23 protein-coding genes and 1 tRNA gene are annotated in these 22437 nt (G+C 52.4%); 11 read left to right on the forward strand and 13 right to left on the reverse strand.

The annotated features are described in order from the left end of the window. Positions 1 to 106 precede the first annotated feature (106 nt). Positions 107 to 1468: an argininosuccinate synthase gene (gene argG, locus CKQ54_RS21020; protein WP_112290320.1), complete on the forward strand. Its 1362-nt coding sequence runs from the start codon at positions 107 to 109 to the stop codon at positions 1466 to 1468. Positions 1469 to 1772: 304 nt separating this feature from the next. On the opposite strand, the gene CKQ54_RS21025 is transcribed toward argG, so the two are convergent. The 6 genes from CKQ54_RS21025 to xerD all read right to left on the reverse strand — a co-directional run bounded on the left by CKQ54_RS21025 (position 1773) and on the right by xerD (position 8209). Further along, positions 1773 to 1846 (reverse strand) — tRNA-Gly (locus CKQ54_RS21025). Positions 1847 to 1996: 150 nt separating this feature from the next. Next, entirely contained in the window at positions 1997 to 3526 is a 1530-nt protein-coding gene (gene lysS, locus CKQ54_RS21030) for a lysine--tRNA ligase (RefSeq protein WP_120163728.1), read from the reverse strand. Positions 3527 to 3535: 9 nt separating this feature from the next. Beyond that, positions 3536 to 4634 (reverse strand): peptide chain release factor 2 gene (gene prfB / locus CKQ54_RS21035; protein WP_112291244.1). Its coding sequence is split into 2 segments (ribosomal slippage): positions 3536 to 4558 and positions 4560 to 4634, totalling 1098 coding nucleotides; the frame shifts between segments, so codons are not numbered across the junction. A gap of 130 nt (positions 4635 to 4764) precedes the next feature. Further along, positions 4765 to 6498 (reverse strand): single-stranded-DNA-specific exonuclease RecJ, encoded by a 1734-nt coding sequence (gene recJ / locus CKQ54_RS21040; RefSeq protein WP_120163727.1) that lies wholly within the window; start codon positions 6496 to 6498, stop codon positions 4765 to 4767. Positions 6499 to 6504: 6 nt separating this feature from the next. Then, complete coding sequence (dsbC, locus tag CKQ54_RS21045) at positions 6505 to 7224, reverse strand: bifunctional protein-disulfide isomerase/oxidoreductase DsbC (protein WP_120163738.1); 720 nt, start codon at positions 7222 to 7224, stop codon at positions 6505 to 6507. A gap of 25 nt (positions 7225 to 7249) precedes the next feature. Continuing rightward, positions 7250 to 8209 (reverse strand): site-specific tyrosine recombinase XerD, encoded by a 960-nt coding sequence (gene xerD, locus CKQ54_RS21050; RefSeq protein WP_112291248.1) that lies wholly within the window; start codon positions 8207 to 8209, stop codon positions 7250 to 7252. Positions 8210 to 8319: 110 nt separating this feature from the next. On the opposite strand from xerD, the gene fldB reads away from it, so the two are divergent. Then, a complete protein-coding gene (gene fldB, locus CKQ54_RS21055) occupies positions 8320 to 8838 on the forward strand; it encodes a flavodoxin FldB (RefSeq protein WP_112291250.1) in 519 nt (172 codons plus the stop codon). 33 nt (positions 8839 to 8871) lie between these two features. On the opposite strand, the gene CKQ54_RS21060 is transcribed toward fldB, so the two are convergent. Together CKQ54_RS21060 and sdhE are read right to left on the reverse strand one after the other, a co-directional pair. Further along, positions 8872 to 9324: a protein YgfX gene (locus CKQ54_RS21060; RefSeq protein WP_120163726.1), complete on the reverse strand. Its 453-nt coding sequence runs from the start codon at positions 9322 to 9324 to the stop codon at positions 8872 to 8874. Beyond that, a complete protein-coding gene (gene sdhE / locus CKQ54_RS21065) occupies positions 9305 to 9571 on the reverse strand; it encodes an FAD assembly factor SdhE (RefSeq protein ID WP_112291258.1) in 267 nt (88 codons plus the stop codon). The genes CKQ54_RS21060 and sdhE overlap by 20 nt, the downstream gene beginning before the upstream one ends. 278 nt (positions 9572 to 9849) lie before the next feature. On the opposite strand from sdhE, the gene ygfZ reads away from it, so the two are divergent. Then, on the forward strand, positions 9850 to 10842 hold the full coding sequence (ygfZ, locus tag CKQ54_RS21070) for a tRNA-modifying protein YgfZ (protein WP_112291253.1): 993 nt from the start codon (positions 9850 to 9852) through the stop codon (positions 10840 to 10842). A 48-nt stretch (positions 10843 to 10890) separates the two neighbouring features. Here the strand turns inward: ygfZ and CKQ54_RS21075 are convergent, their stop codons facing one another. Then, on the reverse strand, positions 10891 to 11421 hold the full coding sequence (locus tag CKQ54_RS21075; protein WP_120163725.1) for a class IV adenylate cyclase: 531 nt from the start codon (positions 11419 to 11421) through the stop codon (positions 10891 to 10893). A gap of 200 nt (positions 11422 to 11621) precedes the next feature. On the opposite strand from CKQ54_RS21075, the gene CKQ54_RS21080 reads away from it, so the two are divergent. After that, complete coding sequence (locus CKQ54_RS21080) at positions 11622 to 12062, forward strand: DUF1198 domain-containing protein (RefSeq protein ID WP_120163724.1); 441 nt, start codon at positions 11622 to 11624, stop codon at positions 12060 to 12062. Positions 12063 to 12118: 56 nt separating this feature from the next. Here CKQ54_RS21080 and CKQ54_RS21085 read toward each other — a convergent pair whose 3' ends face one another. Both CKQ54_RS21085 and CKQ54_RS21090 read right to left on the reverse strand, forming a co-directional pair. Beyond that, positions 12119 to 12454: a DUF2002 family protein gene (locus tag CKQ54_RS21085; protein ID WP_095923373.1), complete on the reverse strand. Its 336-nt coding sequence runs from the start codon at positions 12452 to 12454 to the stop codon at positions 12119 to 12121. A 126-nt stretch (positions 12455 to 12580) separates the two neighbouring features. Continuing rightward, positions 12581 to 13777, reverse strand: coding sequence for an MFS transporter (locus CKQ54_RS21090; protein WP_120163723.1), 1197 nt, complete (start codon positions 13775 to 13777; stop codon positions 12581 to 12583). A gap of 273 nt (positions 13778 to 14050) precedes the next feature. On the opposite strand from CKQ54_RS21090, the gene CKQ54_RS21095 reads away from it, so the two are divergent. Further along, positions 14051 to 14356, forward strand: a complete 306-nt coding sequence (locus tag CKQ54_RS21095) for an ElaB/YgaM/YqjD family protein (protein ID WP_112289780.1) — start codon at positions 14051 to 14053, stop codon at positions 14354 to 14356. Positions 14357 to 14484: 128 nt separating this feature from the next. Here CKQ54_RS21095 and pdxR read toward each other — a convergent pair whose 3' ends face one another. Further along, positions 14485 to 15939 carry a MocR-like pyridoxine biosynthesis transcription factor PdxR gene (pdxR, locus tag CKQ54_RS21100; RefSeq protein ID WP_120163737.1) on the reverse strand — a complete coding sequence of 485 codons (1455 nt, stop codon included), beginning with the start codon at positions 15937 to 15939 and terminating at the stop codon, positions 14485 to 14487. Positions 15940 to 16062: 123 nt separating this feature from the next. On the opposite strand from pdxR, the gene CKQ54_RS21105 reads away from it, so the two are divergent. The 6 genes from CKQ54_RS21105 to mgrA all read left to right on the forward strand — a co-directional run bounded on the left by CKQ54_RS21105 (position 16063) and on the right by mgrA (position 21692). Beyond that, on the forward strand, positions 16063 to 16494 hold the full coding sequence (locus tag CKQ54_RS21105) for a carboxymuconolactone decarboxylase family protein (RefSeq protein WP_120163722.1): 432 nt from the start codon (positions 16063 to 16065) through the stop codon (positions 16492 to 16494). A gap of 257 nt (positions 16495 to 16751) precedes the next feature. Next, positions 16752 to 16991, forward strand: a complete 240-nt coding sequence (gene nrdH / locus CKQ54_RS21110; RefSeq protein WP_013574097.1) for a glutaredoxin-like protein NrdH — start codon at positions 16752 to 16754, stop codon at positions 16989 to 16991. 10 nt (positions 16992 to 17001) lie between these two features. Beyond that, positions 17002 to 17406 (forward strand): class Ib ribonucleoside-diphosphate reductase assembly flavoprotein NrdI, encoded by a 405-nt coding sequence (gene nrdI / locus CKQ54_RS21115; RefSeq protein WP_120163721.1) that lies wholly within the window; start codon positions 17002 to 17004, stop codon positions 17404 to 17406. Next, positions 17388 to 19550, forward strand: a complete 2163-nt coding sequence (gene nrdE, locus CKQ54_RS21120; protein ID WP_120163720.1) for a class 1b ribonucleoside-diphosphate reductase subunit alpha — start codon at positions 17388 to 17390, stop codon at positions 19548 to 19550. The genes nrdI and nrdE overlap by 19 nt, the downstream gene beginning before the upstream one ends. A gap of 21 nt (positions 19551 to 19571) precedes the next feature. Continuing rightward, positions 19572 to 20570, forward strand: coding sequence for a class 1b ribonucleoside-diphosphate reductase subunit beta (gene nrdF / locus CKQ54_RS21125; protein WP_120163719.1), 999 nt, complete (start codon positions 19572 to 19574; stop codon positions 20568 to 20570). Positions 20571 to 20651: 81 nt separating this feature from the next. Beyond that, the gene (gene mgrA / locus CKQ54_RS21130) at positions 20652 to 21692 is read left to right on the forward strand and encodes an L-glyceraldehyde 3-phosphate reductase (protein WP_120163718.1); all 1041 of its coding nucleotides are present in this window, start codon (positions 20652 to 20654) and stop codon (positions 21690 to 21692) included. A 48-nt stretch (positions 21693 to 21740) separates the two neighbouring features. Here the strand turns inward: mgrA and CKQ54_RS21135 are convergent, their stop codons facing one another. Continuing rightward, positions 21741 to 22301, reverse strand: a complete 561-nt coding sequence (locus tag CKQ54_RS21135) for an NlpC/P60 family protein (protein ID WP_120163717.1) — start codon at positions 22299 to 22301, stop codon at positions 21741 to 21743. Positions 22302 to 22437 lie beyond the last annotated feature (136 nt).

Raw genomic sequence — 22437 nt, forward strand, 5'->3', positions numbered from 1 at the left:
TTTACATAAATATGCAAAATCCCTTTTACCTTACCCCGGTTTTGCGTTATCAATATAGGCATTGAAACCTTTAGCAGACAGACCTAATTCATACAGGATTTAATCGATGACAACTATTCTCAAGCACCTTCCTATCAATCAGCGTGTCGGTATCGCGTTCTCCGGCGGTCTGGACACCAGTGCGGCGCTGCTGTGGATGCAGAAAAAAGGCGCGATCCCTTATGCGTACACGGCAAACCTGGGTCAGCCTGATGAAGAAGATTACGATGCCATTCCGCGTAAAGCGATGGAGTACGGTGCAGAGAAAGCCCGCCTGATTGATTGCCGTAAACAACTGGTTGCTGAGGGCATTGCCGCCATTCAATGTGGCGCATTCCATAACACCACCGCCGGTGTGACTTATTTCAACACCACGCCGCTGGGTCGCGCTGTGACCGGCACCATGCTGGTTGCCGCAATGAAAGAAGATGGCGTGAATATCTGGGGTGACGGCAGCACTTACAAAGGTAACGATATCGAGCGTTTCTATCGTTACGGTCTGCTGACCAATGCTGAACTGAAGATTTATAAACCGTGGCTGGATACCGACTTTATCGATGAACTCGGCGGCCGTCATGAGATGTCCGAATTCATGATTCAGTCTGGTTTCGACTACAAAATGTCGACCGAGAAAGCCTACTCAACCGACTCCAACATGCTGGGCGCGACGCACGAAGCCAAAGATCTGGAATTCCTCGATTCCGGCGTCAAAATCGTTAATCCGATTATGGGCGTGAAATTCTGGGATGAGAACGTGGTCGTGAAAGCGGAAGAAGTGGTTGTCCGTTTTGAACGTGGTTACCCTGTTGCGCTGAATGGCGTGACTTTTGACGACAGCGTTGAGCTGATGATGGAAGCCAACCGCATCGGTGGCCGTCATGGTCTGGGTATGAGCGACCAGATTGAAAACCGTATTATCGAAGCCAAAAGCCGTGGCATCTACGAAGCTCCGGGAATGGCGCTGCTGCACATCGCTTACGAGCGTCTGCTGACCGGTATTCATAACGAAGACACCATCGAGCAATATCACGCAAATGGCCGTGTTCTGGGTCGTCTGCTGTATCAGGGACGTTGGTTCGATCCACAAGCGCTGATGCTGCGTGACTCCGCTCAGCGTTGGGTCGCCAGTGAAATCACCGGTGAAGTCACTCTGGAACTGCGTCGCGGTAATGATTACACCATCATGAATACCGTGTCTGAGAATCTGACTTACAAACCAGAACGCCTGACCATGGAAAAAGGCGACTCAGTGTTCTCACCAGATGATCGTATTGGTCAGCTGACCATGCGTAACCTGGATATCACCGATACCCGCGAGAAACTGCAAAACTACGTTGAGACAGGCTTGCTGACTTCTTCCGCTTCTACCGGTTTACCGCAGGTGGATAACAACAACCTGCCGCGCGGATTACAGGTGAAGAATAAGTAATTGCTGTCGGTTTAAACAATTTGCAAGAAGTTGCAGAAGTCCCTTGTGTGCTCCTCCCCCTGCGAAGGGGGAGGCTGGGAGGGGGTTTCGCAAACCATAAAATAGCAAAAGCTTCCGCATTCCGATCTGACCTTAATACCCCACCCCACCCCTCTCCCTAGCAGGTTATATAGCTGATTTTAATCGTTTTTTAACTTTTGAGTTCGAAATTTAGACATGCAGAAGCGTCGTAAAGGAAATACGAATAAAAGATATTAAATAGTGAATTTTGTAGGGTATTGAACAGATTCGAGGAAGAAGCTTTTGGAGCGGGTGAAGGGAATCGAACCCTCGTATGCAGCTTGGGAAGCTGCCGTTCTACCATTGAACTACACCCGCATCGGTGTGCGACTGGCATTATAACCGGTTACGACGGCGGAGCAAGGCGTGATTGCGGATAAACGCTGGAGTTTTAAGCAGTTAGCGTATGGCGTGATCTGCGGCATGAAAAAGGGCGCCGGAGCGCCCTTTTGTGGTTTCTGATGAAACTTATTTTTGTGTCTGCGGACGCATTGCCGGGAACAGGATAACGTCGCGGATGGTGTGGCTGTTGGTGAACAGCATAACCATACGGTCGATACCAATGCCCAGACCGGCAGTCGGTGGCAGGCCGTGTTCCAGCGCTGTTACGTAGTCTTCGTCGTAGAACATCGCTTCGTCGTCGCCTGCATCTTTCGCAGAAACCTGATCAGCAAAACGCTGTGCCTGGTCTTCTGCATCGTTCAGCTCAGAGAAGCCGTTACCGATTTCACGGCCGCCGATGAAGAATTCGAAACGGTCAGTGATTTCAGGGTTCTCGTCATTACGGCGCGCCAGCGGAGAAACTTCTGCCGGATACTCGGTAATGAAGGTTGGCTGGATCAACTGTGCTTCAGCGGTTTCTTCGAAGATCTCGGTCACGATACGGCCCAGACCCCAGCTCTTCTCGATTTTGATGCCGATAGATTCTGCGATAGCGGTCGCTTTAGCCAGATCGTCGAGATCAGCTACATGAGTTTCCGGACGGTATTTGCAGATCGCTTCGCGCATGGTCAGCTTGGCGAAAGGCTTGCCGAAATCGAAAGTCTGGTCGCCGTACTGCACAACGCTGCTGCCCAGAACGGATTCAGTCAGCGTGCGGAACAGGGTTTCAGTCAGAACGATAAGGTCTTTGTAATCCGCGTACGCCATGTAGAGTTCCATCATGGTGAACTCTGGGTTGTGACGCGGAGAAACGCCTTCGTTACGGAAGTTACGGTTGATTTCGAATACGCGATCGAAGCCACCAACAACCAGACGCTTCAGATACAGTTCCGGCGCGATACGCAGGTACATGTCGATGTCGAGGGCATTGTGGTGGGTGATGAACGGACGTGCCGCTGCGCCACCAGGGATCACCTGCATCATCGGGGTTTCGACTTCAATGAAGCCGTTTTCCACCATGAAGCTGCGGATGCCAGACATGATCTGAGAACGGATTTTGAAGGTCTTACGGGAATCTTCGTTAGCGATCAGGTCGAGATAACGCTGACGGTAACGCGCTTCCTGATCCTGCAGGCCATGGAATTTATCCGGCAACGGACGCAGTGCTTTGGTCAGCAGACGCAGTTCAGAACAATGGATCGACAGTTCGCCGGTCTTGGTTTTGAACAGTTTACCGGTCGCACCCAGGATATCGCCCAGGTCCCATTTCTTGAATTGCTCGTTGTAGATGCCTTCCGCAAGGTCATCACGCGCAACGTAAAGCTGGATACGGCCGCCGACATCTTGCAAGGTCACAAAAGATGCCTTGCCCATGATACGGCGGGTCATCATACGGCCACCGACGGTGACTTCGATGTTTAATGCTTCCAGTTCTTCGTTGGTTTTTTCGCCATATTTCGCATGCAATTCATCAGAGATGCTGTCACGACGGAAATCGTTAGGGAAAGCGATACCGGATTCACGCAGTAAAGCCAGCTTCTCACGACGAGCTTTCAGCTCGTTGTTAAGATCTGGTACGTTTTCTGCGCTTTGCGCTGCTGGTTGTTGCTCAGACATTTTGGTTCCTCATAACCCGGCTTTCAAACTTGCCTCAATGAATTTATCCAGGTCGCCATCCAGTACGGCCTGCGTATTTCGCGTTTCGACGCCCGTGCGTAAATCTTTGATACGGGAATCGTCCAGCACGTAAGAACGAATCTGGCTGCCCCAGCCGATGTCAGACTTGTTGTCTTCCAGCTGCTGTTTATCCGCATTTTTCTTTTGCATCTCATACTCATAAAGCTTCGCACGCATCTGCTTCATGGCCTGATCTTTGTTTTTATGCTGGGAGCGGTCGTTCTGACACTGAGTCACAATGTTGGTCGGAAGGTGGGTAATACGTACCGCAGATTCCGTTTTGTTGACGTGCTGACCACCCGCACCGGACGCGCGGTATACGTCGATACGCAGGTCGGCAGGGTTAATTTCGATTTCGATATCATCATCCACTTCCGGATACACAAACGCGGAACTGAAAGACGTATGGCGACGGCCACCGGAGTCGAACGGGCTTTTACGCACCAGGCGATGAACGCCGGTTTCTGTACGCAGCCAGCCGAACGCGTAATCACCGATAATCTTGATGGTTGCAGATTTAAGCCCTGCCACTTCACCGTCAGATTCTTCGATAACTTCTGTTTTGAAACCTTTGGCTTCTGCCCAGCGCAAATACATACGCAGCAGCATGCTCGCCCAGTCCTGCGCTTCCGTACCACCGGAACCCGCCTGGATATCGAGATAGCAGCTCGCGTTATCGTATTCGCCGGAGAACATGCGGCGGAATTCCAGCTGTTCCAGTTTGGCGGTCAGTACATCGAGTTCGGCAACCGTTTCGTTGAACGTGTCTTCATCGTCGGCTTCAACAGCCAGTTCCAGCAGGCCGGTCACATCTTCCGCGCCCTGCAACAACTCATCGATGGTTTCAACGATAGCTTCCAGAGAGGAACGTTCTTTGCCCAGCGCCTGTGCGCGTTCTGGCTCGTTCCAGACGTCCGGCTGTTCCAGCTCGGCGTTTACTTCTTCGAGGCGTTCTTTCTTGGCATCATAGTCAAAGATACCCCCGAAGAACGACTGTCCGCTCGGACAGGTCCTGAATGCGGTTCTTAACCGGATTAATTTCAAACATGATTTTTCGCGTCTTACGTTAGATTCGGAGTTGGCCCAATGCCATTCGAACCGCCGATTCTAACGGAATTAGCGGTCTTTTTATAGCAACGAGCCGTTTTTTTGCAGGGTTTATTGTGGGTGAAAATCGCTTATTTCGGCCATAAATGTTCGATGATCAACTGAACGCTGCGATTTCCCCGAAATTCATTGATATCCAGCCGGTACGCCAGCTGCACTTCGCGGATACTGCTGTCCGGCCAAAACGTCGGATCAATGTTAAAGGCGATACCGTCGAGCAGCGGGCCTCCGCCGACCGGTTCGATCATCAGTTTGAGATGGCGTTCTTTCAGCAGTTTTTGTTGCAGGATGCGGAAGGTGCCGTCAAACGTCGGTTCAGGAAACGCCTGTCCCCACGGACCACCGTCACGCAGCATTTCAGCCGTATCTATTGTCAGTTCATGAGCCGACAGTTCGCCATCCGACCAGACCACGCCTTCAAGATGTGAAGGATCCAGCCATTCACCGACCAGTTCGGCGAACTTGTCACGAAATTCGTCGAACTTGCTTTCTTCAAGCGACAAACCGGCAGCCATCGCATGCCCGCCGAATTTCATCATCAGACCGGGATTTAGCGTATCGAGACGTTCAAGCGCATCGCGCATGTGCAACCCCGCAATCGAACGGCCGGAGCCTTTCAGAATGCCATCGCCTGCGGGAGCAAACGCAATCACCGGCCGGTTAAAACGCTCTTTCAAACGTGATGCCAGAATACCGACCACGCCCTGATGCCATTCCGGATGGTACATCGCAAGCCCAAACGGCAGCGCTTCGGTGCTCCGCTCGAGTTTGTCGCACAGCGCCAGCGCTTCAACCTGCATGCCCTGTTCTATCTCGCGGCGGGTCTGGTTCAGCGCATCCAGATCACTGGCCAGCGCACGCGCCTGACCGATATCTTCGCTGAGTAAAAGCGCCACGCCCACCGACATATCATCAAGACGTCCGGCGGCATTGAGCCGTGGCCCGAGCGCGAAACCTAAATCGCTGGCGCACAATGTGCGGGCTTCGCGCCCCGCCACTTCGAGCAGCGCGCGGATCCCCGCCCGGCATTTTCCGGCACGGATACGGTTCAGCCCCTGATACACCATGATGCGGTTATTAGCATCAAGCGGCACAACATCCGCCACGGTTCCCAGCGCCACCAGATCCAGATGTTCCGCCAGATTAGGGATCGCCAGACCGTTTTGCTCGAACCAGCCGCTGTCACGTAAAGCACTGCGTAACGCCAGCATCAGATAGAACGCTACGCCGACGCCCGCCAGCGATTTAGACGGAAACTCGCAGCCGACCAGATTCGGGTTAATAATCGCTTCGGCATCCGGCAACGTTTCGCCTGGCAAGTGGTGATCGGTGACCAGCACCTGAATGCCCTTTTCATGGGCGAGCGTGACGCCTGCATGAGATGAAATACCGTTATCAACGGTCAGGATCAGCTCTGCGCCGCGTGACGCTGCCTGTTCGACGACTTCCGGGCTGAGGCCATAGCCGTCTTCAAAACGGTTAGGTACCAGATAATCCAGATTCCCGCAGCCCATGCTGCGTAAAGACAACAGCGTCAGCGCGGTGCTGGTTGCGCCATCCGCATCAAAATCACCGACGATAATAATACGCAGACGTTCAGCCAGCGCTTTTTGCAATAACGCGACCGCAGTATCAATGCCGTCGAGTTGCTGATAAGGCAGCATTCCGCGCACGCTGCGCTCAAGTTCCTGACTTTCTTTCACGCCCCGGGCGAGATACAAACGGCGCAACAAAGGGGAAAGATCGGCGGGAAGTTCCACGCCAGTCGCTGCCTCACGGCGGCGAAGTTGAGTCTGCAAGGTCACGAAAAATCAACCACCCGTTTTATGTGAAGGATCCTGCTGATCAAGCATGGCGGCCATTTCTTTTGGCGGCTGATAGCCAGGGATCAAAGTACCGTCTGCCAGCACCACAGCCGGCGTGCCGGTGACGCCAAACTGCACGCCCAGCTCAAAGTGTTTCGCTATATCGCTGGTTTTGCAGGTCGCTGATGTGATGTCATCACCACGCATTGCCGCATCAAAACTGGTTTTGCGGTTGCCTGTACACCAGATCGACTGCATATCTTTCTCAGTTTTAGAATTCAGCCCCTGACGCGGAAACGCCAGATAACGCACGGTAATCCCGAGATCGTTATACTCTTGCATCTGCTGATGCAGTTTGTGGCAATAGCCACAGGTGATGTCGGTAAACACCGTAATCACATGTTTTTCGTTTTTAGCTTTGTAGATGATCATCTCGTTTTGCAGCGCATCCAGCTTTTTAACCAGCGCTTTGTTGGTCACGTTGACCGGATGAGTGCCGCTGACGTCATACATCGGCCCCTGCAAAACATGCTTGCCATCTTCAGTGATATAAATCGTGCCGCTGTCGGTGGAAACGGCGCTCAGGCCTTTTACCGGCGTAGGCTGTACCTCGGCATTGCTCATACCCAGTTTGCCCAGCGTGGCTTTGATTGCTGCATCGTCAGCATGGACCGCGGAGCTCATACACGCAGTCAGGAATGTCAGCAGCAGTAAACCTTTTTTCATCATGTCGTCCTTTCTCTCCGGCGTGTTACGCGCGGGGATGATGTTGTTGATGTAGCTGTTTGAGTCGTTCAGTCGCTACATGGGTGTAAATTTGAGTGGTTGATAAGTCACTGTGACCTAACAACATTTGCACCACGCGCAGATCCGCACCGTGGTTTAGTAAGTGAGTGGCGAAAGCGTGGCGCAGAACGTGGGGTGACAAACGTTCCGCATCAATGCCCGCAAGGATCGCATAGTGTTTGATACGATGCCAGAACGTCTGACGCGTCATTTGCTGCGCGCGGTTACTCGGGAAGACGATATCCAGCGACTGACCGTTGAGCAGCCACGGTCTGCCGTGCTCGAAATAATTCTCGATCCAGTACACCGCTTCCTCGCCCATCGGCACCAGGCGTTCTTTATTCCCTTTACCGATAACCCGCACCACACCCTGCCGCAGGCTCAGATCACTGAGCGTCAGCCCGACCAGTTCAGAAACACGCAACCCGGTGGCGTACAGCAGTTCGAGCATGGCTTTATCGCGCAATTCCAGGGGAACATCCACACTTGGCGAAGCCAGTAATGCATCGACCTGCGCTTCACTGAGATCTTTCGGCAGCCGCTGCGGTAATTTTGGCGAAGACAGCAAAGCTGTCGGGTCATCCTGACGTACAGATTCGCGGTTCATATACTGGAACAAACGGCGCATCGCGCTGAGCAACCGCGCCGAACTGGTGGCTTTGTAACCACCTTCAATACGTTCGGAAAGGAAAGACTGCAAATCTTCCGCACTGACATGCAGCAAATCGGTCTTATTGTGATGCAGCCAGCCCAGCAGAGATTTCAGATCCTGCCGGTAAGACGAGAGCGTATTTTCTGCGAGATTCCGCTCAATCCACAGCATATCCAGAAACTGTTCTGTCAGGCTCTGATCCGCCTGATTCACCGCTTGCAGAGCCTGCTCAGAGGTCACGTCCTGAGTGTTCACATTATCTTGTTTTGGCATTCCGACTCCTGTTTCCTGAGCACATACTGCGCCAGCCATTATGCCTTTCATGCATCCAAATCTGCTACACTGCCTGCCATTCGTATTCTTATGACGTTATGGCAACAAGCATGAAAATTGGACTTTTCTACGGTTCCAGCACCTGTTACACCGAAATGGCGGCGGAAAAAATTCGCGACATTCTGGGCGAAGAACTGGTTGATTTGCACAACATTAAAGATGTTGATCCTGATGTGATGGAAGACTACAGCATCCTGATCCTAGGCATCCCGACATGGGATTTCGGCGAAATTCAGGAAGACTGGGAAGCCGTCTGGAATCAACTTCCTACGCTTAAATTACGCGGCAAAATTGTTGCCATGTACGGTATGGGCGACCAGCTCGGCTACGGCGAATGGTTCCTCGACGCGCTTGGGATGCTTTACCATCAGCTGGTGCCGCTGGGAGTTCGCTTTATCGGTTTCTGGCCGACTGAAGGCTTTGAATTTACCAGCCCGAAACCGCTAAGTGCCGATGGCAAACATTTCGTCGGACTGGCACTCGACGATGTGAATCAGTTTGATCTCACCGAAGAGCGCCTGCAACAGTGGTGCGAGCAAATCCTGCTGGAAATGGACGCCCTGCTGTAACGCCTCGCCATCCGCAACAGGTACGCCGCAACTTCAGCCCGGTTTTGCCGGGCTTCGCGGATGAGTATTCAGCAGTATCTGGCGCAAATGCCGCCACTCTTCCTGACTCATGCTGTCCGAGGCCAGCCACAAACGCTGCCTTCTGCTGCGCATTGCCTGCGCCAGACCGCCTTTGAGTTTCTCCCGACGCAGTGAAAGCAACGCGCCGTGACTTATCATCCACACCGGGTGTTTAATCTGCCATTCATGACCGCGCCACAAAAGACGGTAATCATCAGTCAGAACAATTTCACCCGTACGTGCCGTGATACGCCGCTGACTACGAATGCATTCAAACAGCACCAGCAACAGCAGCGTCATCCAGACAGGCCAGTAACCCGCAGGCCAGGGTGCCAGCAAAATCATCAGCATCACCGCACCGTAACATCCCAGTGAGAAAAGCTGACTGCGCCAGGACACCCTGAGATCACATCGCCACAGGGCCACGGGCTTTGTTTCGCGTCTGAATAAGGGCAACCATGCGTTGTAATTCGGTATCGTTTGGCTCGCCGTGATTCATCAGCCAGTTGAACAGATCTGGGTCATCGCAGGTCAGCAGGCGGACAAATACCTCTTTATCGGCCTCACTCAGCGAATCATATTCATGCTCGAAAAACGGCATGATAGAAATATCCAGCTCGCGCATACCACGGCGGCAGGCCCAGTGAACTCGGGAACGGTTATTAATATCCAGTTGATTTTTGCTTTCCATAACAAGGCTCTTTGTTGGGATACAGAACGTGAGTTTCTTTATGTCTGCGATGATTCTACCAGCGGCACGTCAAGCAACGTAACTTTTCAGTGCCCTGTTTTGTCAATCTACGTGATGTGCCGTAAAACCTGCTGTAAACCTGTCGGATGTTTTACATTCTCTGGAAGGCATCCCGTAAAAGGCACCAATAACTGTTTTCAAAGCGGGTGGGCTCTTTTACCATGAGGTATCAGTCACATTTCATTGACCGGGATTAGAAAATGGCTAACGAATTTCCCTTTCCACCGCAAAAACCTTCAGCGTCGTCTCATCTGCCGCTGACGTTGATCTCTCTGGAAGACTGGGCGCTGGTAACCATGACCGGCGCAGACACCATGAAGTACCTGCAAGGTCAGGTCACTGTGGATGTCGATGCGCTGGCAGCCGACAGCCACGTTCTTTGCGCGCATTGTGACGCGAAAGGAAAAATGTGGAGTAACCTTCGTCTGTTCAAACGTGGCGACGGTATGGCTTTTATTGAGCGTCGTAATTTGCGCGACACTCAGTTAACCGAAATGAAGAAATACGCGGTGTTCTCTAAAGTGACGTTCACGGCTGACGACGACGTCGTATTGCTCGGCGTGGCAGGTTTTCAGGCCAGCGCCGCACTGACAGGTCTCTTTTCAACATTGCCAACGGCAGAGCAACAGGTCGTGCAACAGGATGAAACCACCCTGCTGCATTTCTCCCTGCCGGCAGAACGTTATCTGATTGTGACCAGCCCGGAAAAAGCCCGTCAGGTGGTCGAAGAATTAGGCGAGCAGGCGCAGCGTAACGACAGTCAGCAATGGCTGGCGCTGGATATCGAAGCCGGTTTCCCGGTGATTGATACACCAAACGCCGTTCAGTTTATTCCTCAGGCGACCAACATTCAGGCGCTCGAGGGCATCAGCTTTACCAAGGGCTGCTACGCCGGTCAGGAAATGGTGGCGCGAGCAAAATACCGTGGCGCCAATAAACGCGCGCTTTACTGGTTGTCCGGCAAGGCGAGCAAAGTGCCCGCTCCGGCAGATGACCTTGAATTGCAACTCGGGGAAAACTGGCGTCGTACCGGTACCGTTCTGGCGGCCGTTCAGCTCAGCGACGGCACGGTTTGGGTTCAGGCGGTGCTGAATAATGACCTTGAAGCCGACGCTAATCTGCGTGTGCGTGAAGATGCCACCAGTCAGCTGAGCATTCAGCCATTGCCGTATTCGCTGGAAGAAACGAAGTAACAGTAACTGACATCACCGCCTTCGATCCGCAAGGCGGTGATTATTCACTTAATCGTGAGGGTGTTTGCCTTTGGCATTGAGCAAATCAACATAAGCCTGATCGACCAGTTCCTGCCGCTCAATGCCTAACTTTTCCAGTAAATCCTCAGCAATCGCAATGCCCTGTTCCGGCGTTTCGCTCTCATCCAGCATCACTTCAAACTCAAGATAATCCCCCAGATGTTTGACCCGATCGAGATGCAAACGGGTCTGGCCGGTCATAAATAACGTCCGCTGTTTGATGACCCGCCCGGCAGCGCCATAAGCCAGCGTCAGAGTTTCACGCAGACTGTCGGGATCCTGAGTTTCGGTCAGCTGGTAGAAACTGGTTTTCGGGCCTGCCTGATCCGGACGCTGATAGAAAATCAGTTCACCGCGAACAGGCGAAAAAGTGCGTAATTTAAGTCGTCCGTGCGGGCAGATAAAAAAGGTATCGTCCTGATCAATGAAGTCCGGCAAGCCGTCGGCAAGCAGAGCAAGTTTTTCATACATCGCTGAAAAATCATCAATTCTGGCTTTAATTTCAATGTTTCTGGCCATCCGTTACTCCTTTAATGGTTCACGCTTTTTATCTGATTTAATCAATATCCCATGACCTTACAATGACATTCTGCGAAGCGGGCGCAAATTCTTTGTCACTCATTCACGTATTTCCTGTCATTAGCAGATAAACTCCCCACATCGGGTGTTGCATGCACCTTTCACATCACGCCAGAAAAGGCCGGAGGCCAGAGTCCAGAATGATATGGATTATGCTTGCTGCAATTGTTGTGGTTTTTATTGTGGGTTATTGGTTTATGACGGCAGACACCCGTAAAGCGAACGCGTCTCTCGCCAGTCTGTTGAAAATTAAGCCGGTTTATATTGATTCAATGCTGCTGGAAATGGGCAAACGACAAAGTCAGATGTTTATCCGCTCAATAAGCGGTGGATACGCTGAAGAGATCCGCAAAGCAGCCTACGTTGTGTTTATTTATCAGACATTTATTAAAGATGCCTCAGAAGAAAATATCATCCGCTGGCGTAACATTCTGGTGCGCGCACATCTGTCGCCACAGTTAAGCAGTGAACACGCCGAACTGGCGCTGTTCTATTTTGCCGAACTGGATATTGAACCCTTCGAACTGGCGCAGTTTCGGCGCAACTACAACGAAACCTATAACCAGATCCATCTGGTTTAAACGTAAAAAAGCCGCTGATTCAGCGGCTTTTTTGCATCCCCGGCATCGCCAGAGGATTATCTGAAAACGTTATCCAGATAACTCGCCAGGATCTGGCGTGAACTGAAACCGTGGCAAATTCCATAATAGGTTTCGTTGTCGCTGGAAACATCCAGCGGGAAATTCTTGTACGCATCACAGCTACGAAACGATGCTGTCGGTTCCGCAAAACGCTCACTGCGCTCTTTCAGCGCCGGGTGTATCACCAGGGCAGTCCGGCCAAACCGCGCTTCCCGGTTTACATACACATAATGCTCGCCACGGCGATAACCGTAAGCTTTATCATCAACAAAATCGCGTTCAAACCCTGAGGTTTCTAAAACACGTGCCACTTCATCTGGCCGTAAATACATGGTTGCTCCTCGCTTCTTTAACCGCAAGGCGACCTTACCGCAATAACTCTGCCAGACAATGCGTTTATCCCAAATTTTGGCGTATTTAGGATTTATCTAAACGCCTTAACCCTGCCACGAAAAAGGCTATTCTGCGGGAGATTGCCGCGAAGTGTTCACCCACAATCTGAGCGTCAGCAGCCAGGCAATCACCACCATAAATGCCGCAGCAAGATAAATAGACGGCGTCCCCAGATGCGAAATAATCAGCCCGGCAACCGGCCCGGTGATGCCCAGCCCGAGATCCAGAAACGCGGAGTACAGCCCCAGCGCCGTGCCCTGATTTTGCGGCGGCACCTGTTTTACCGCCTCCACGCCCAGCGCAGGGAAAATCAGCGAGAAGCCGGAGCCGGTAAGGAACGCGCCAAACTGCACAGAAAGCGGATCGTGCCCCAGCCAGATCATCAGCAGCCCCGCCACTTCAAACACAAACGAAACCAGTGACACGCGCAGGCCGCCAAAGCGATTAATCATATTGCCGAAAATCAGACGCGCGCCAACAAATCCGAGGCTGAATAAAGTGAGCGTGAACGCCGCTCCGCTCCAGCCTTTATCGGCGTAATACAGCGTGATAAAGGTGGCGATAACGCCGAACCCGATCGTGCCGAAACCCAGCCCCAGTCCGTAAAGCCAGATGCGTCCGACCACCGCTTTAAAGGCAATACGTTTACCGGCGGTGACAGAAATCGCCGCTTTCATACAGGCAAGAATGGCGGCAAATGCAGCAGCGACAATGATCAGAACGGCTACGCCCATCAGCCCGTAAGCATGATTGAGCAATACCCCAAGCGGCGCGCCGACAGCCATCGCGCCATAGGTAGCCACACCGTTCCACGAGATCACCCGCGCCGTATGTTTCGCACCCACCGCGCCAATCCCCCACAAGGTGGTTCCGGTGCTGCCGAAGCTTTCGCCTACGCCTAAGAAAACGCGTGCCAGACAAAGTAATAGCAGGCTCGCCAGCGGACAAGCAGCAAACCAGAAGGCAATCGCGTAAAACACGCCACTCATCCCGCAGCAAATCAGACCAAAAATCACCACCCGTTTTGGCCCAAGCATATCCGCGTAACGCCCGGCATGCGGGCGGCTGATGAGCGTCGAAAAATACTGAACGCTGATCACCAGTCCGGCCAGCACCGAGTTGTATCCCAGCGTGTTATGCACAAAGCCCGGCAAGACGGCGAGCGGTAAGCCGATGGTCAGATAGACAACGAAGGTAAACAGCATGAACGACAAAATGCGTTTATTGAGCAGAGCGTTAGAACGAAGCGTACTTAAAGACATGGGCGGACCCGAAAATGAGATCACTGAGAGTGGAATCAACAGTATAAACAGGTTTTAGCCTCGAAACGGGCTAAAAATGTTATTGGCTGTAACGCAGATTTTGTTTTGCAGAGAAATCTGAGACGTATCACGTCAGCCCGCGCCCCGCCTGACTTGCTGCCACAGGGTCATGGCCTGAAAAGCCCCATCATCACAGGTCTTTGTCCTTAAAGAACCATCTGGTACGACATTATGGTCTATGCTTAATCCAACAGTCACACAAGGAGAGACGGAATGTTTAAGAAAACAGATAAAGTAGAAAAAAATATCAATCAGGACGTAACCCTGCTGGCGGATACGCTGGATGAAGTACTTCAGTCTGCAGGCGATAAATCCAAGGATGAATTGGATAAACTCCGCAGCAAAGCACAGGGCGTTCTGCGTGATACGCGCGCACGTTTCAACACCGATAAAATTAGCCAGCAGGCACGTGATGCGGCGGCTACAGCCAATGATTATGTGAAAGATAATCCGTGGTATGGCGTCGGTGCCGGTGCGGCAATCGGTATTGTTATCGGTGTCCTGCTGGGACGTCGCTAACAAAAAAGGCAATTTGTGATGTTTCACTCCTGTGTCGGGAATATGCCTTAAAAAGCTGAAACATCCGCGTGGCTCCCTCATTGCCGCGCAATTGCTAAAAAGACGACGGAGCCTTCGGGCTCCGTTTTCTATTTCAGGAAACCAGAAATCACCCGCTCCAGCCGCTGCACCAGCCCTTGGGCCTGCTCCTGAGAACTGATATTAGGAAACCCCATCAGCAAACCGTTCGGGCGTAACGCTTCGCCACGCTCACGCCGCTCAACCTGCCAGTCGGACAGCGCCTGCACCGCCAGCCCCTGTTCACGGGCATTTTTGGCGATCAGCGCGTCATCCAGACGGGTATTCAGGCTGGCGGATAACTGGATCCCGCCGACCTGCTGATTCACGCGTAACACTTCGGCCGGAAACTGCGCCGTCAGCGCCTGTTCGAGATAACCACGGCGTTCAGCATAAAGCTGGCGCATCCGTTTCAGATGCCGGTAGAAATGTCCCTGTTCGATGAACTCCGCGATACTGCTTTGCACCAACGGCGGCGTGCCGCAAATTCGCAGCGGGCAATACGCCTCGATTTTTTCCACCAGACTTTCCGGCACCACCACATAGCCGCAGCGAAGCGCCGGGAACATCACTTTGCTGAACGTTCCGGCGTAAATCACCCTCCCCTGCGTATCGAGACTTTTCAGCGAAGGCAAAGGCTGGCCGTGATAACGGAACTCGCTGTCGTAATCATCTTCAATAATCCATGCCTGTTGCTGTGCTGCCCAGTCCAGCAGCGCCATGCGCCGCGCTAAACTCATGGTCACACCGGTCGGGCTTTGGTGCGCGGGCGTAACAACGGCAAAACGTGCGTCTGGATACTGCTTCACCGCCTGCGGCACATTCATGCCCTCGTCATCCACGTTCACCGGCATGGCAACCGCACCTGCCGCACGGAAAAATGCCTGCGTAACCGGATAACCGGGGTTTTCCAGCCAGACGCCGTCGCCCGGTTGCAGCAGACTGCCGATGATCAAATCCAGTACCGGCGCATAGCCGCCGCAGATAAATATCTGTTCCGGACGGCAGGTAAATCCGCGGGAAAGCTGCAGATAACGGGCAACCGCGTGGCGTAAAACGTCTGTACCCGCCAGCGGCGGATGGCCTAAATCATTCATGCCGGTGTGCCGGATTTGCCTTGAGACAATGCGCGACCAGATAGCACGCGGGAACGCATCCAGCGCCGGAAGTCCGAGCTGGAAAGGAAGGGAAGAAACAGAAGGCAACATCGGGTTGATGGGCTTACGTCCGGCGTCCTTTCTGACCGGCGCTGGCTCGGGTGAGGATAAACTTTCCGGCGCGCTGACCACTGTTCCGGCCTGTCCGCGGCTTTGCAAAAAGCCTTCCGCCATCAGCAGGCCATAGGCATTTTCCACCGTGGCGCGCGCCACGCCGAGTTCACTGGCCAGCGCCCGCACCGACGGCACACGGCTGCCGCGTTTAAGCTGTCCTGCCATGATCGCCTGTTTTACCCGCTGATAAATCTGGCGGTAAAGCGGTTCTTTGTGCCGGGGATCGAGCTGAAAGGAAAGACTGAAGCCGCGCATCATGACCTGTTTAAATATGTATTTTATGGCCCTGTAGTATAGACCATGCGAGGCGTAAAGTTACGGTCATTGAGACGCACGGTGCGTCACTGTTTACTCCAATATCTCCCAGAGGAAATCATCATGACTGCACTTCGCCTGCCTTACTATTCCCTGTCTTCTTCGGTGATGGAACCGATGAAAGCGGCGCTCAGCGCGCTGGAAAACGGTCCGCTGGATAACGTGATTATCGAACTGGCTTTCCTGCGTGTTTCGCAAATTAACGGCTGTGCATATTGTCTGGATATGCACTCTAAAGCGTTGCGCAAAATGGACGTCGCGCAGACCAAACTGGATCAGCTGGCGGGCTGGCAGGTCAGCCACGCGTATTCTGAGCGTGAACGCGCGGCGCTGGCCTGGGCTGAATCACTCACTCTGATTGCCGCTACCGGCGCACCGGATAACGCCTTTGAGCCACTGAAAGCACAATTCAGCGACGTGGAAATCTCAGAACTGACCTTCGCCATCGGTCTGATGAATGCGTTTAACCGTCTCGCGGTGGGTATGCGCCAGTAATCTGACCGCTTAAAAATTAAACTAAAAAAAGTTTCCCCTCTCCAGCCCGCTGCCTGCGGGCTTTGCCGTTTTTGCAATAAGCAAATTTAGAAAATCTACATATTGTGTGGTTGAAAATTTAAATCACCACATCTAGTATTCAGTCCATCGGAACGCCACGATGGCACCGACTCTCGCGCCTTTCCCCCGGCTGAAACAGCCGCGCAGCGGGCAGGCAAAAATTGTCTCTGATTTCTTACTAGATGGAAATACGAATCATGAGCATTATTATTTACAGTAAACCAGACTGTGTCCAGTGCAACGCGACTTACCGTGCATTAGATAAACAAGGCATCGCCTACGAAGTTGTCGATTTGACTCAGGATGAGCAGGCTCTCGGGCAGGTTCGTGCGATGGGTTATCAGCAGGTTCCGGTGATTGTAGCCGGTGACGACCACTGGTCTGGTTTCCGTCCGGACAAAATCAGCGCCCTGCGCCAGCTTCAGAACGCGTTCTGAGGACCGGCGGATGAATCCGTTGGTCTATTTTTCCAGCAGTTCAGAAAACACCCATCGCTTCGTCGGCAGAACGGGATTGCCGGCGATCCGCATCCCGATAGATCGTCAGCCTGAAAAATTGCGTGTCGACACACCGTATATTTTGGTGGTGCCGAGCTACGGCGGCGGATCGGCCAAAGGCGCGGTGCCGACACAAGTGATCCGTTTTCTGAACGATGAACATAACCGTTCACTCATCCGCGGCGTTATCGCCGCCGGTAACACCAACTTCGGCGCAGCGTATTGCATTGCCGGTGAGATTATTTCCCAGAAGTGTCAGGTGCCTTACCTGTACCGCTTTGAATTGCTGGGAACGCCGGAAGACGTTGCAAAGGTCAGACAGGGAGTAACAGAATTTTGGCAGCGACAGAACTAGCAATTACCGACCCCGGCACCAGCAGCCCGGATTATCACGCGCTTAACGCGATGCTGAATCTGTTCGACGCTAACGGCCAGATCCAGTTTGATAAAGACCGCCTGGCCGCGCGCCAATACTTCCTGCAACACGTCAATCAAAACACGGTGTTTTTCCATAATCTGGCGGAGAAACTGCGTTATCTGGTGGAAGAAGGCTATTACGAAGCCGCCGTGCTGGATCAGTACGCGTTTGACGATATTAAAGCGTTATTCAAACAGGCTTACGCCAAAAAATTCCGCTTCCAGACCTTTTTGGGTGCATTCAAGTATTACACCAGCTACACGCTGAAAACCTTTGACGGCAAACGCTACCTGGAGCGTTATGAAGATCGCGTGTGTATGGTGGCGATGACGCTGGCACGCGGCGATATTCAGCTCGCCCGCCATTTTGTTGATGAGATCATTTCCGGCCGCTTCCAGCCGGCAACGCCGACATTCCTCAACTGCGGCAAAAAACAGCGCGGCGAACTGGTGTCCTGTTTCCTGTTACGTATTGAAGACAACATGGAATCTATCGGTCGCTCGGTCAACTCGGCCTTACAGCTCTCCAAACGCGGCGGCGGCGTGGCCTTTATGCTGACCAACATCCGTGAAGTGGGCGCGCCGATCAAGCGCATCGAAAACCAGTCTTCCGGCGTTATTCCGATCATGAAGATGCTGGAAGATGCCTTCTCTTACGCCAATCAGCTCGGTGCGCGTCAGGGAGCGGGCGCGGTGTATCTGAACGCTCATCACCCGGATATTCTGCGTTTCCTCGATACTAAGCGCGAAAACGCCGACGAAAAAATCCGGATTAAAACGCTGTCGCTCGGTGTAGTCATTCCGGATATCACGTTCGAACTGGCGAAGAACAACGAAGATATGTACCTGTTCTCGCCGTATCACGTGGAGAAAGTGTACGGTGTGCCGATGTCTGAAATCAGCATCAGCGAGAAATACCGCGAGATGGTGAATGACAAACGCATTCACAAAAGCAAAATCAACGCCCGTGAATTCTTCCAGGTGCTGGCGGAGATTCAGTTTGAATCCGGCTATCCGTACATGATGTTTGAAGACACGGTGAACCGCGCCAATCCGATCAAAGGTCGCATCAATATGAGCAACCTGTGTTCGGAGATTTTGCAGGTGAATTCGCCGACGATCTACGGCGAAGACCTGTCTTATCAGGAAATTGGCAAAGACATTTCCTGTAATCTCGGCTCACTGAATATCGCCTCGGCGATGGATTCACCGGATTTCGGCAATACCGTGGAAATGGCGGTTCGCGCACTGACGGCAGTCTCTGACATGAGCCATATCCGTTCGGTGCCATCTATCGATCAGGGAAATCAGGATTCGCACGCCATCGGCCTCGGCCAGATGAACCTGCACGGTTATCTGTGCCGCGAGCGTATTTATTACGGCTCAGAAGAAGGTCTGGATTTCACCAATATCTATTTCTGCACCGTGGCTTTCCATGCGATCCGCGCCTCAAACCAGATCGCTATCGAGCGCCAGCAGTCGTTTAAAGGTTTCAGAGATTCCACCTACGCCAGCGGCCGCTATTTCGATAAATATGTCGATGACACACTGGCTGCGAAATGGCAGCCGAAAACCGACCGCGTGCGTGAACTGTTTGCTGAGGCCGGGATTGCTATTCCGACTACCGCAGACTGGGCGGCGCTGAAAGATTCCGTGATGCAGCACGGGCTGTATAACCAGAATTTACAGGCGGTGCCACCGACGGGTTCTATTTCTTACATCAATAACTCGACGTCGAGTATTCACCCGATTGTGTCCCGCGTAGAAATCCGCAAAGAGGGCAAGATTGGACGCGTGTATTATCCGGCGGCGTTTATGACCAATGACAATCTGGATTACTACCAGGATGCCTACGAAATCGGCCCGGAAAAAATCATTGATACCTACGCCGAAGCCACACAGCACGTCGATCAGGGGTTGTCACTGACGCTATTCTTCCGCGATACCGCCTCCACGCGCGACATCAACAAAGCGCAGATTTACGCCTGGCGCAAAGGCATCAAAACCATTTATTACATCCGTCTGCGCCAGATGGCGCTGGAAGGCACCGAAGTTCAGGGCTGCGTTTCCTGCACGCTGTAACCGATTGAAAGGACTTAAAAGATGAGCGCAGTAAAAACATTCACAGTAAAACAAAGGTTAGTACCCCAACCGGTCAGCAAAGCCATCAACTGGAACAAAATCCAGGACGATAAAGACCTCGAAGTGTGGAACCGCCTGACCTCGAATTTCTGGCTGCCGGAAAAGGTGCCATTGTCGAACGATATTCCGTCCTGGGCGACGCTCAGCGCGAAAGAGAAGCAACTGACGATCCGCGTGTTTACCGGCCTGACGCTGCTGGATACCGTGCAAAACGTGGTCGGTGCCCCCACATTGATGAAAGACGCGGTGACGCCACACGAAGAGGCGGTTTACTCGAATATCTGCTTTATGGAAGCGGTGCATGCGCGTTCTTACAGTTCGATTTTCTCGACACTGTGCGCCACCGTGGACGTGGATGAAGCCTACCGCTGGAGCGAGGAAAACGTCGCGCTGCAAAATAAAGCGGCGATCATTTTGTCGTATTACGACGGCGAAGATCCGCTGATGAAGAAAGTCGCCAGCGTGTTTCTCGAATCGTTCCTGTTCTATTCGGGCTTCTATCTGCCGATGTACTGGTCGAGCCGCGCCAAGCTCACTAACACCGCGGATCTGATCCGTCTGATCATCCGCGATGAAGCGGTTCACGGTTACTACATCGGCTATAAATTCCAGAAAGCACTGGCACTGGAAAGCGAAGAGCGTCAGCGTCAGGTCAAGGAGCAGGCGTTTGATCTGATTCAGGATTTGTACGACAACGAGATCCGCTACACCGAAGAACTGTACGACGGCGTAGGCTGGAGCGAAGACGTGAAGAAATTCCTGCATTACAACGCCAACAAAGCGCTGATGAATCTCGGCTACGAAGCCCTGTTCCCGGCCAGCATGGCAGATGTGAATCCGGCGATCCTTTCCGCATTATCGCCAAACGCCGATGAAAACCACGACTTCTTCTCCGGATCCGGATCCTCGTATGTGATCGGCAAAGCCGTTAATACCGAAGACGAGGACTGGGATTTCTGATGTTGCCGTTATTTCTTCAAGGGTTACAATAAAACAGTGTTTCAAAAATAACCCTACTTCCTCTAAAAAGAAGGAAACATCATGCCGTATCAGGCCTCCCCCTCCCGCTATGAAACCATGCAATTCCGCCGCTGCGGTCAGAGCGGTTTAAAACTCCCTGCACTGTCCCTTGGCCTGTGGCACAGCTTCGGCCATGTCAGCCAGCTGGAATCCCAGCGCGCATTACTGCAAAAAGCCTTTGATTTAGGCATCACTCATTTTGATCTGGCGAATAACTACGGCCCGCCTCCGGGTTCAGCCGAAGAGAATTTTGGTCGTTTGCTGAAGCAGGATTTCGCCCCGTATCGCGATGAACTGATTATCTCCACCAAAGCCGGTTATGACATGTGGCCCGGCCCTTACGGGTCCGGCGGTTCACGCAAATATCTGCTGGCAAGCCTTGATCAAAGCCTGCAACGCATGGGACTGGATTACGTCGATATTTTCTATTCACACCGTGTGGATGAAGAAACGCCGATGGAAGAAACCGCAGCAGCGCTGGCGTATGCCGTGCAAAGCGGCAAAGCGTTGTATGTCGGGATTTCATCTTATTCGCCGGAACGTACACAGAAAATGGCTGAACTGCTGCGCGAGCTGAAAGTCCCGCTGCTCATACATCAGCCTTCTTACAATCTGCTGAACCGCTGGGTCGATAAGAGCGGTTTGCTGGATACGCTGGAACAAAATGGCGCGGGTTGCATTGCCTTTACGCCGCTGGCGCAGGGCTTGCTGACCGGTAAATACCTCAACGGTATTCCGGACGGTTCGCGGATGCAGGTGGAAGGGAATAAAGTGCGCGGGCTGAATGCCAGGATGCTGTCTGAGGAAAACCTGAACAGCCTGCGGTTGCTCAATGAAATGGCGCAACAGCGCGGACAGACGATGGCGCAGATGGCGCTGAGCTGGCTGCTGAAAGACAACCGCGTGACGTCAGTGCTGATTGGTGCCAGCCGTCCTGAACAACTGGATGAAAACGTCAAGGCGCTGGACAATCTGCGTTTCACCGCAGAAGAACTGGCAGCGATTGATAAACATGTGGCGGATGGTGAATTGAATCTGTGGCAGGCGTCATCAGATAAGTAAATATTCAAAGTAAAACAGGCGGATATCCTGAAAAGGATCCGCTTTTTTTTAGCTCATCAGCTCTAAACGTCGTGCTGTTTCGTAATGCTCGACCCAGTACTGATTATCCAGTGATGAAATCGTGACGCCTTCAATTTTCGAGGCATGAATAAACTGATGATCCCCGACATACACGCCGACATGACGATCCCCCGGCGACGTTTTGAAAAAAACTAAATCTCCCGGTTTCAGGCTATTTTTACTCACTTTTCTGCCGTTCCTGATTTGCTGAAACGTGGTTCTCGGCAGGCGTTTTTGCAGGGAATCCCGGAAGAGATGTTGCATCAGCGCCGAACAATCGATGCCTTTGTGTGTGGTTCCACCCCAGCGATAATGCGTCCCTTTCCAGCGCGGATATTCAGCCAGCAGCGCACTTTTAATATTTTCTGAATTGCCGGTGTTGACCGCAGTGATGGTGGATCCCTTTCCATCAAAAAGCTCGCTATGGAAAAATTTATAGGTATCCATAGACTCAAACTCTTCAGGCATATCAAAAGCAAAGGAATGGGTGCTGAATAAACCGGCTACAAGAAGCAGTAAGGCAGAAACAAGAGATTTAATACGGAACATGCGTGGATTCTTTCGTTAAAAAATAATGCTCTTCCTTACGTGGGAACCGGCTCTCGGGGCGGGTGACTCGTCTCTGAGTGCGCAAATAATAACCAGATAAAGTGAAATAATCTGGCTATTTTCTGTCCAGTTTTGG

It is taken from the genome of Rahnella variigena (assembly GCF_003610915.1).
In the GTDB taxonomy this organism is placed as follows: domain Bacteria; phylum Pseudomonadota; class Gammaproteobacteria; order Enterobacterales; family Enterobacteriaceae; genus Rahnella; species Rahnella variigena.

What these genes read in the sequence shown, in the direction of transcription:
- argG (WP_112290320.1), top strand. Translation starts at nt 107, where the DNA reads ATGACAACTATTCTCAAGCACCTTCCTATCAATCAGCGTGTCGGTATC.
- lysS (WP_120163728.1), bottom strand. Translation starts at nt 3,526, where the DNA reads ATGTCTGAGCAACAACCAGCAGCGCAAAGCGCAGAAAACGTACCAGAT.
- dsbC (WP_120163738.1), bottom strand. Translation starts at nt 7,224, where the DNA reads ATGAAAAAAGGTTTACTGCTGCTGACATTCCTGACTGCGTGTATGAGC.
- xerD (WP_112291248.1), bottom strand. Translation starts at nt 8,209, where the DNA reads ATGCCAAAACAAGATAATGTGAACACTCAGGACGTGACCTCTGAGCAG.
- fldB (WP_112291250.1), top strand. Translation starts at nt 8,320, where the DNA reads ATGAAAATTGGACTTTTCTACGGTTCCAGCACCTGTTACACCGAAATG.
- ygfZ (WP_112291253.1), top strand. Translation starts at nt 9,850, where the DNA reads ATGGCTAACGAATTTCCCTTTCCACCGCAAAAACCTTCAGCGTCGTCT.
- CKQ54_RS21075 (WP_120163725.1), bottom strand. Translation starts at nt 11,421, where the DNA reads ATGGCCAGAAACATTGAAATTAAAGCCAGAATTGATGATTTTTCAGCG.
- CKQ54_RS21080 (WP_120163724.1), top strand. Translation starts at nt 11,622, where the DNA reads ATGATATGGATTATGCTTGCTGCAATTGTTGTGGTTTTTATTGTGGGT.
- CKQ54_RS21085 (WP_095923373.1), bottom strand. Translation starts at nt 12,454, where the DNA reads ATGTATTTACGGCCAGATGAAGTGGCACGTGTTTTAGAAACCTCAGGG.
- CKQ54_RS21090 (WP_120163723.1), bottom strand. Translation starts at nt 13,777, where the DNA reads ATGTCTTTAAGTACGCTTCGTTCTAACGCTCTGCTCAATAAACGCATT.
- CKQ54_RS21095 (WP_112289780.1), top strand. Translation starts at nt 14,051, where the DNA reads ATGTTTAAGAAAACAGATAAAGTAGAAAAAAATATCAATCAGGACGTA.
- pdxR (WP_120163737.1), bottom strand. Translation starts at nt 15,939, where the DNA reads ATGCGCGGCTTCAGTCTTTCCTTTCAGCTCGATCCCCGGCACAAAGAA.
- CKQ54_RS21105 (WP_120163722.1), top strand. Translation starts at nt 16,063, where the DNA reads ATGACTGCACTTCGCCTGCCTTACTATTCCCTGTCTTCTTCGGTGATG.
- nrdH (WP_013574097.1), top strand. Translation starts at nt 16,752, where the DNA reads ATGAGCATTATTATTTACAGTAAACCAGACTGTGTCCAGTGCAACGCG.
- nrdI (WP_120163721.1), top strand. Translation starts at nt 17,002, where the DNA reads ATGAATCCGTTGGTCTATTTTTCCAGCAGTTCAGAAAACACCCATCGC.
- nrdF (WP_120163719.1), top strand. Translation starts at nt 19,572, where the DNA reads ATGAGCGCAGTAAAAACATTCACAGTAAAACAAAGGTTAGTACCCCAA.
- mgrA (WP_120163718.1), top strand. Translation starts at nt 20,652, where the DNA reads ATGCCGTATCAGGCCTCCCCCTCCCGCTATGAAACCATGCAATTCCGC.
- CKQ54_RS21135 (WP_120163717.1), bottom strand. Translation starts at nt 22,301, where the DNA reads ATGTTCCGTATTAAATCTCTTGTTTCTGCCTTACTGCTTCTTGTAGCC.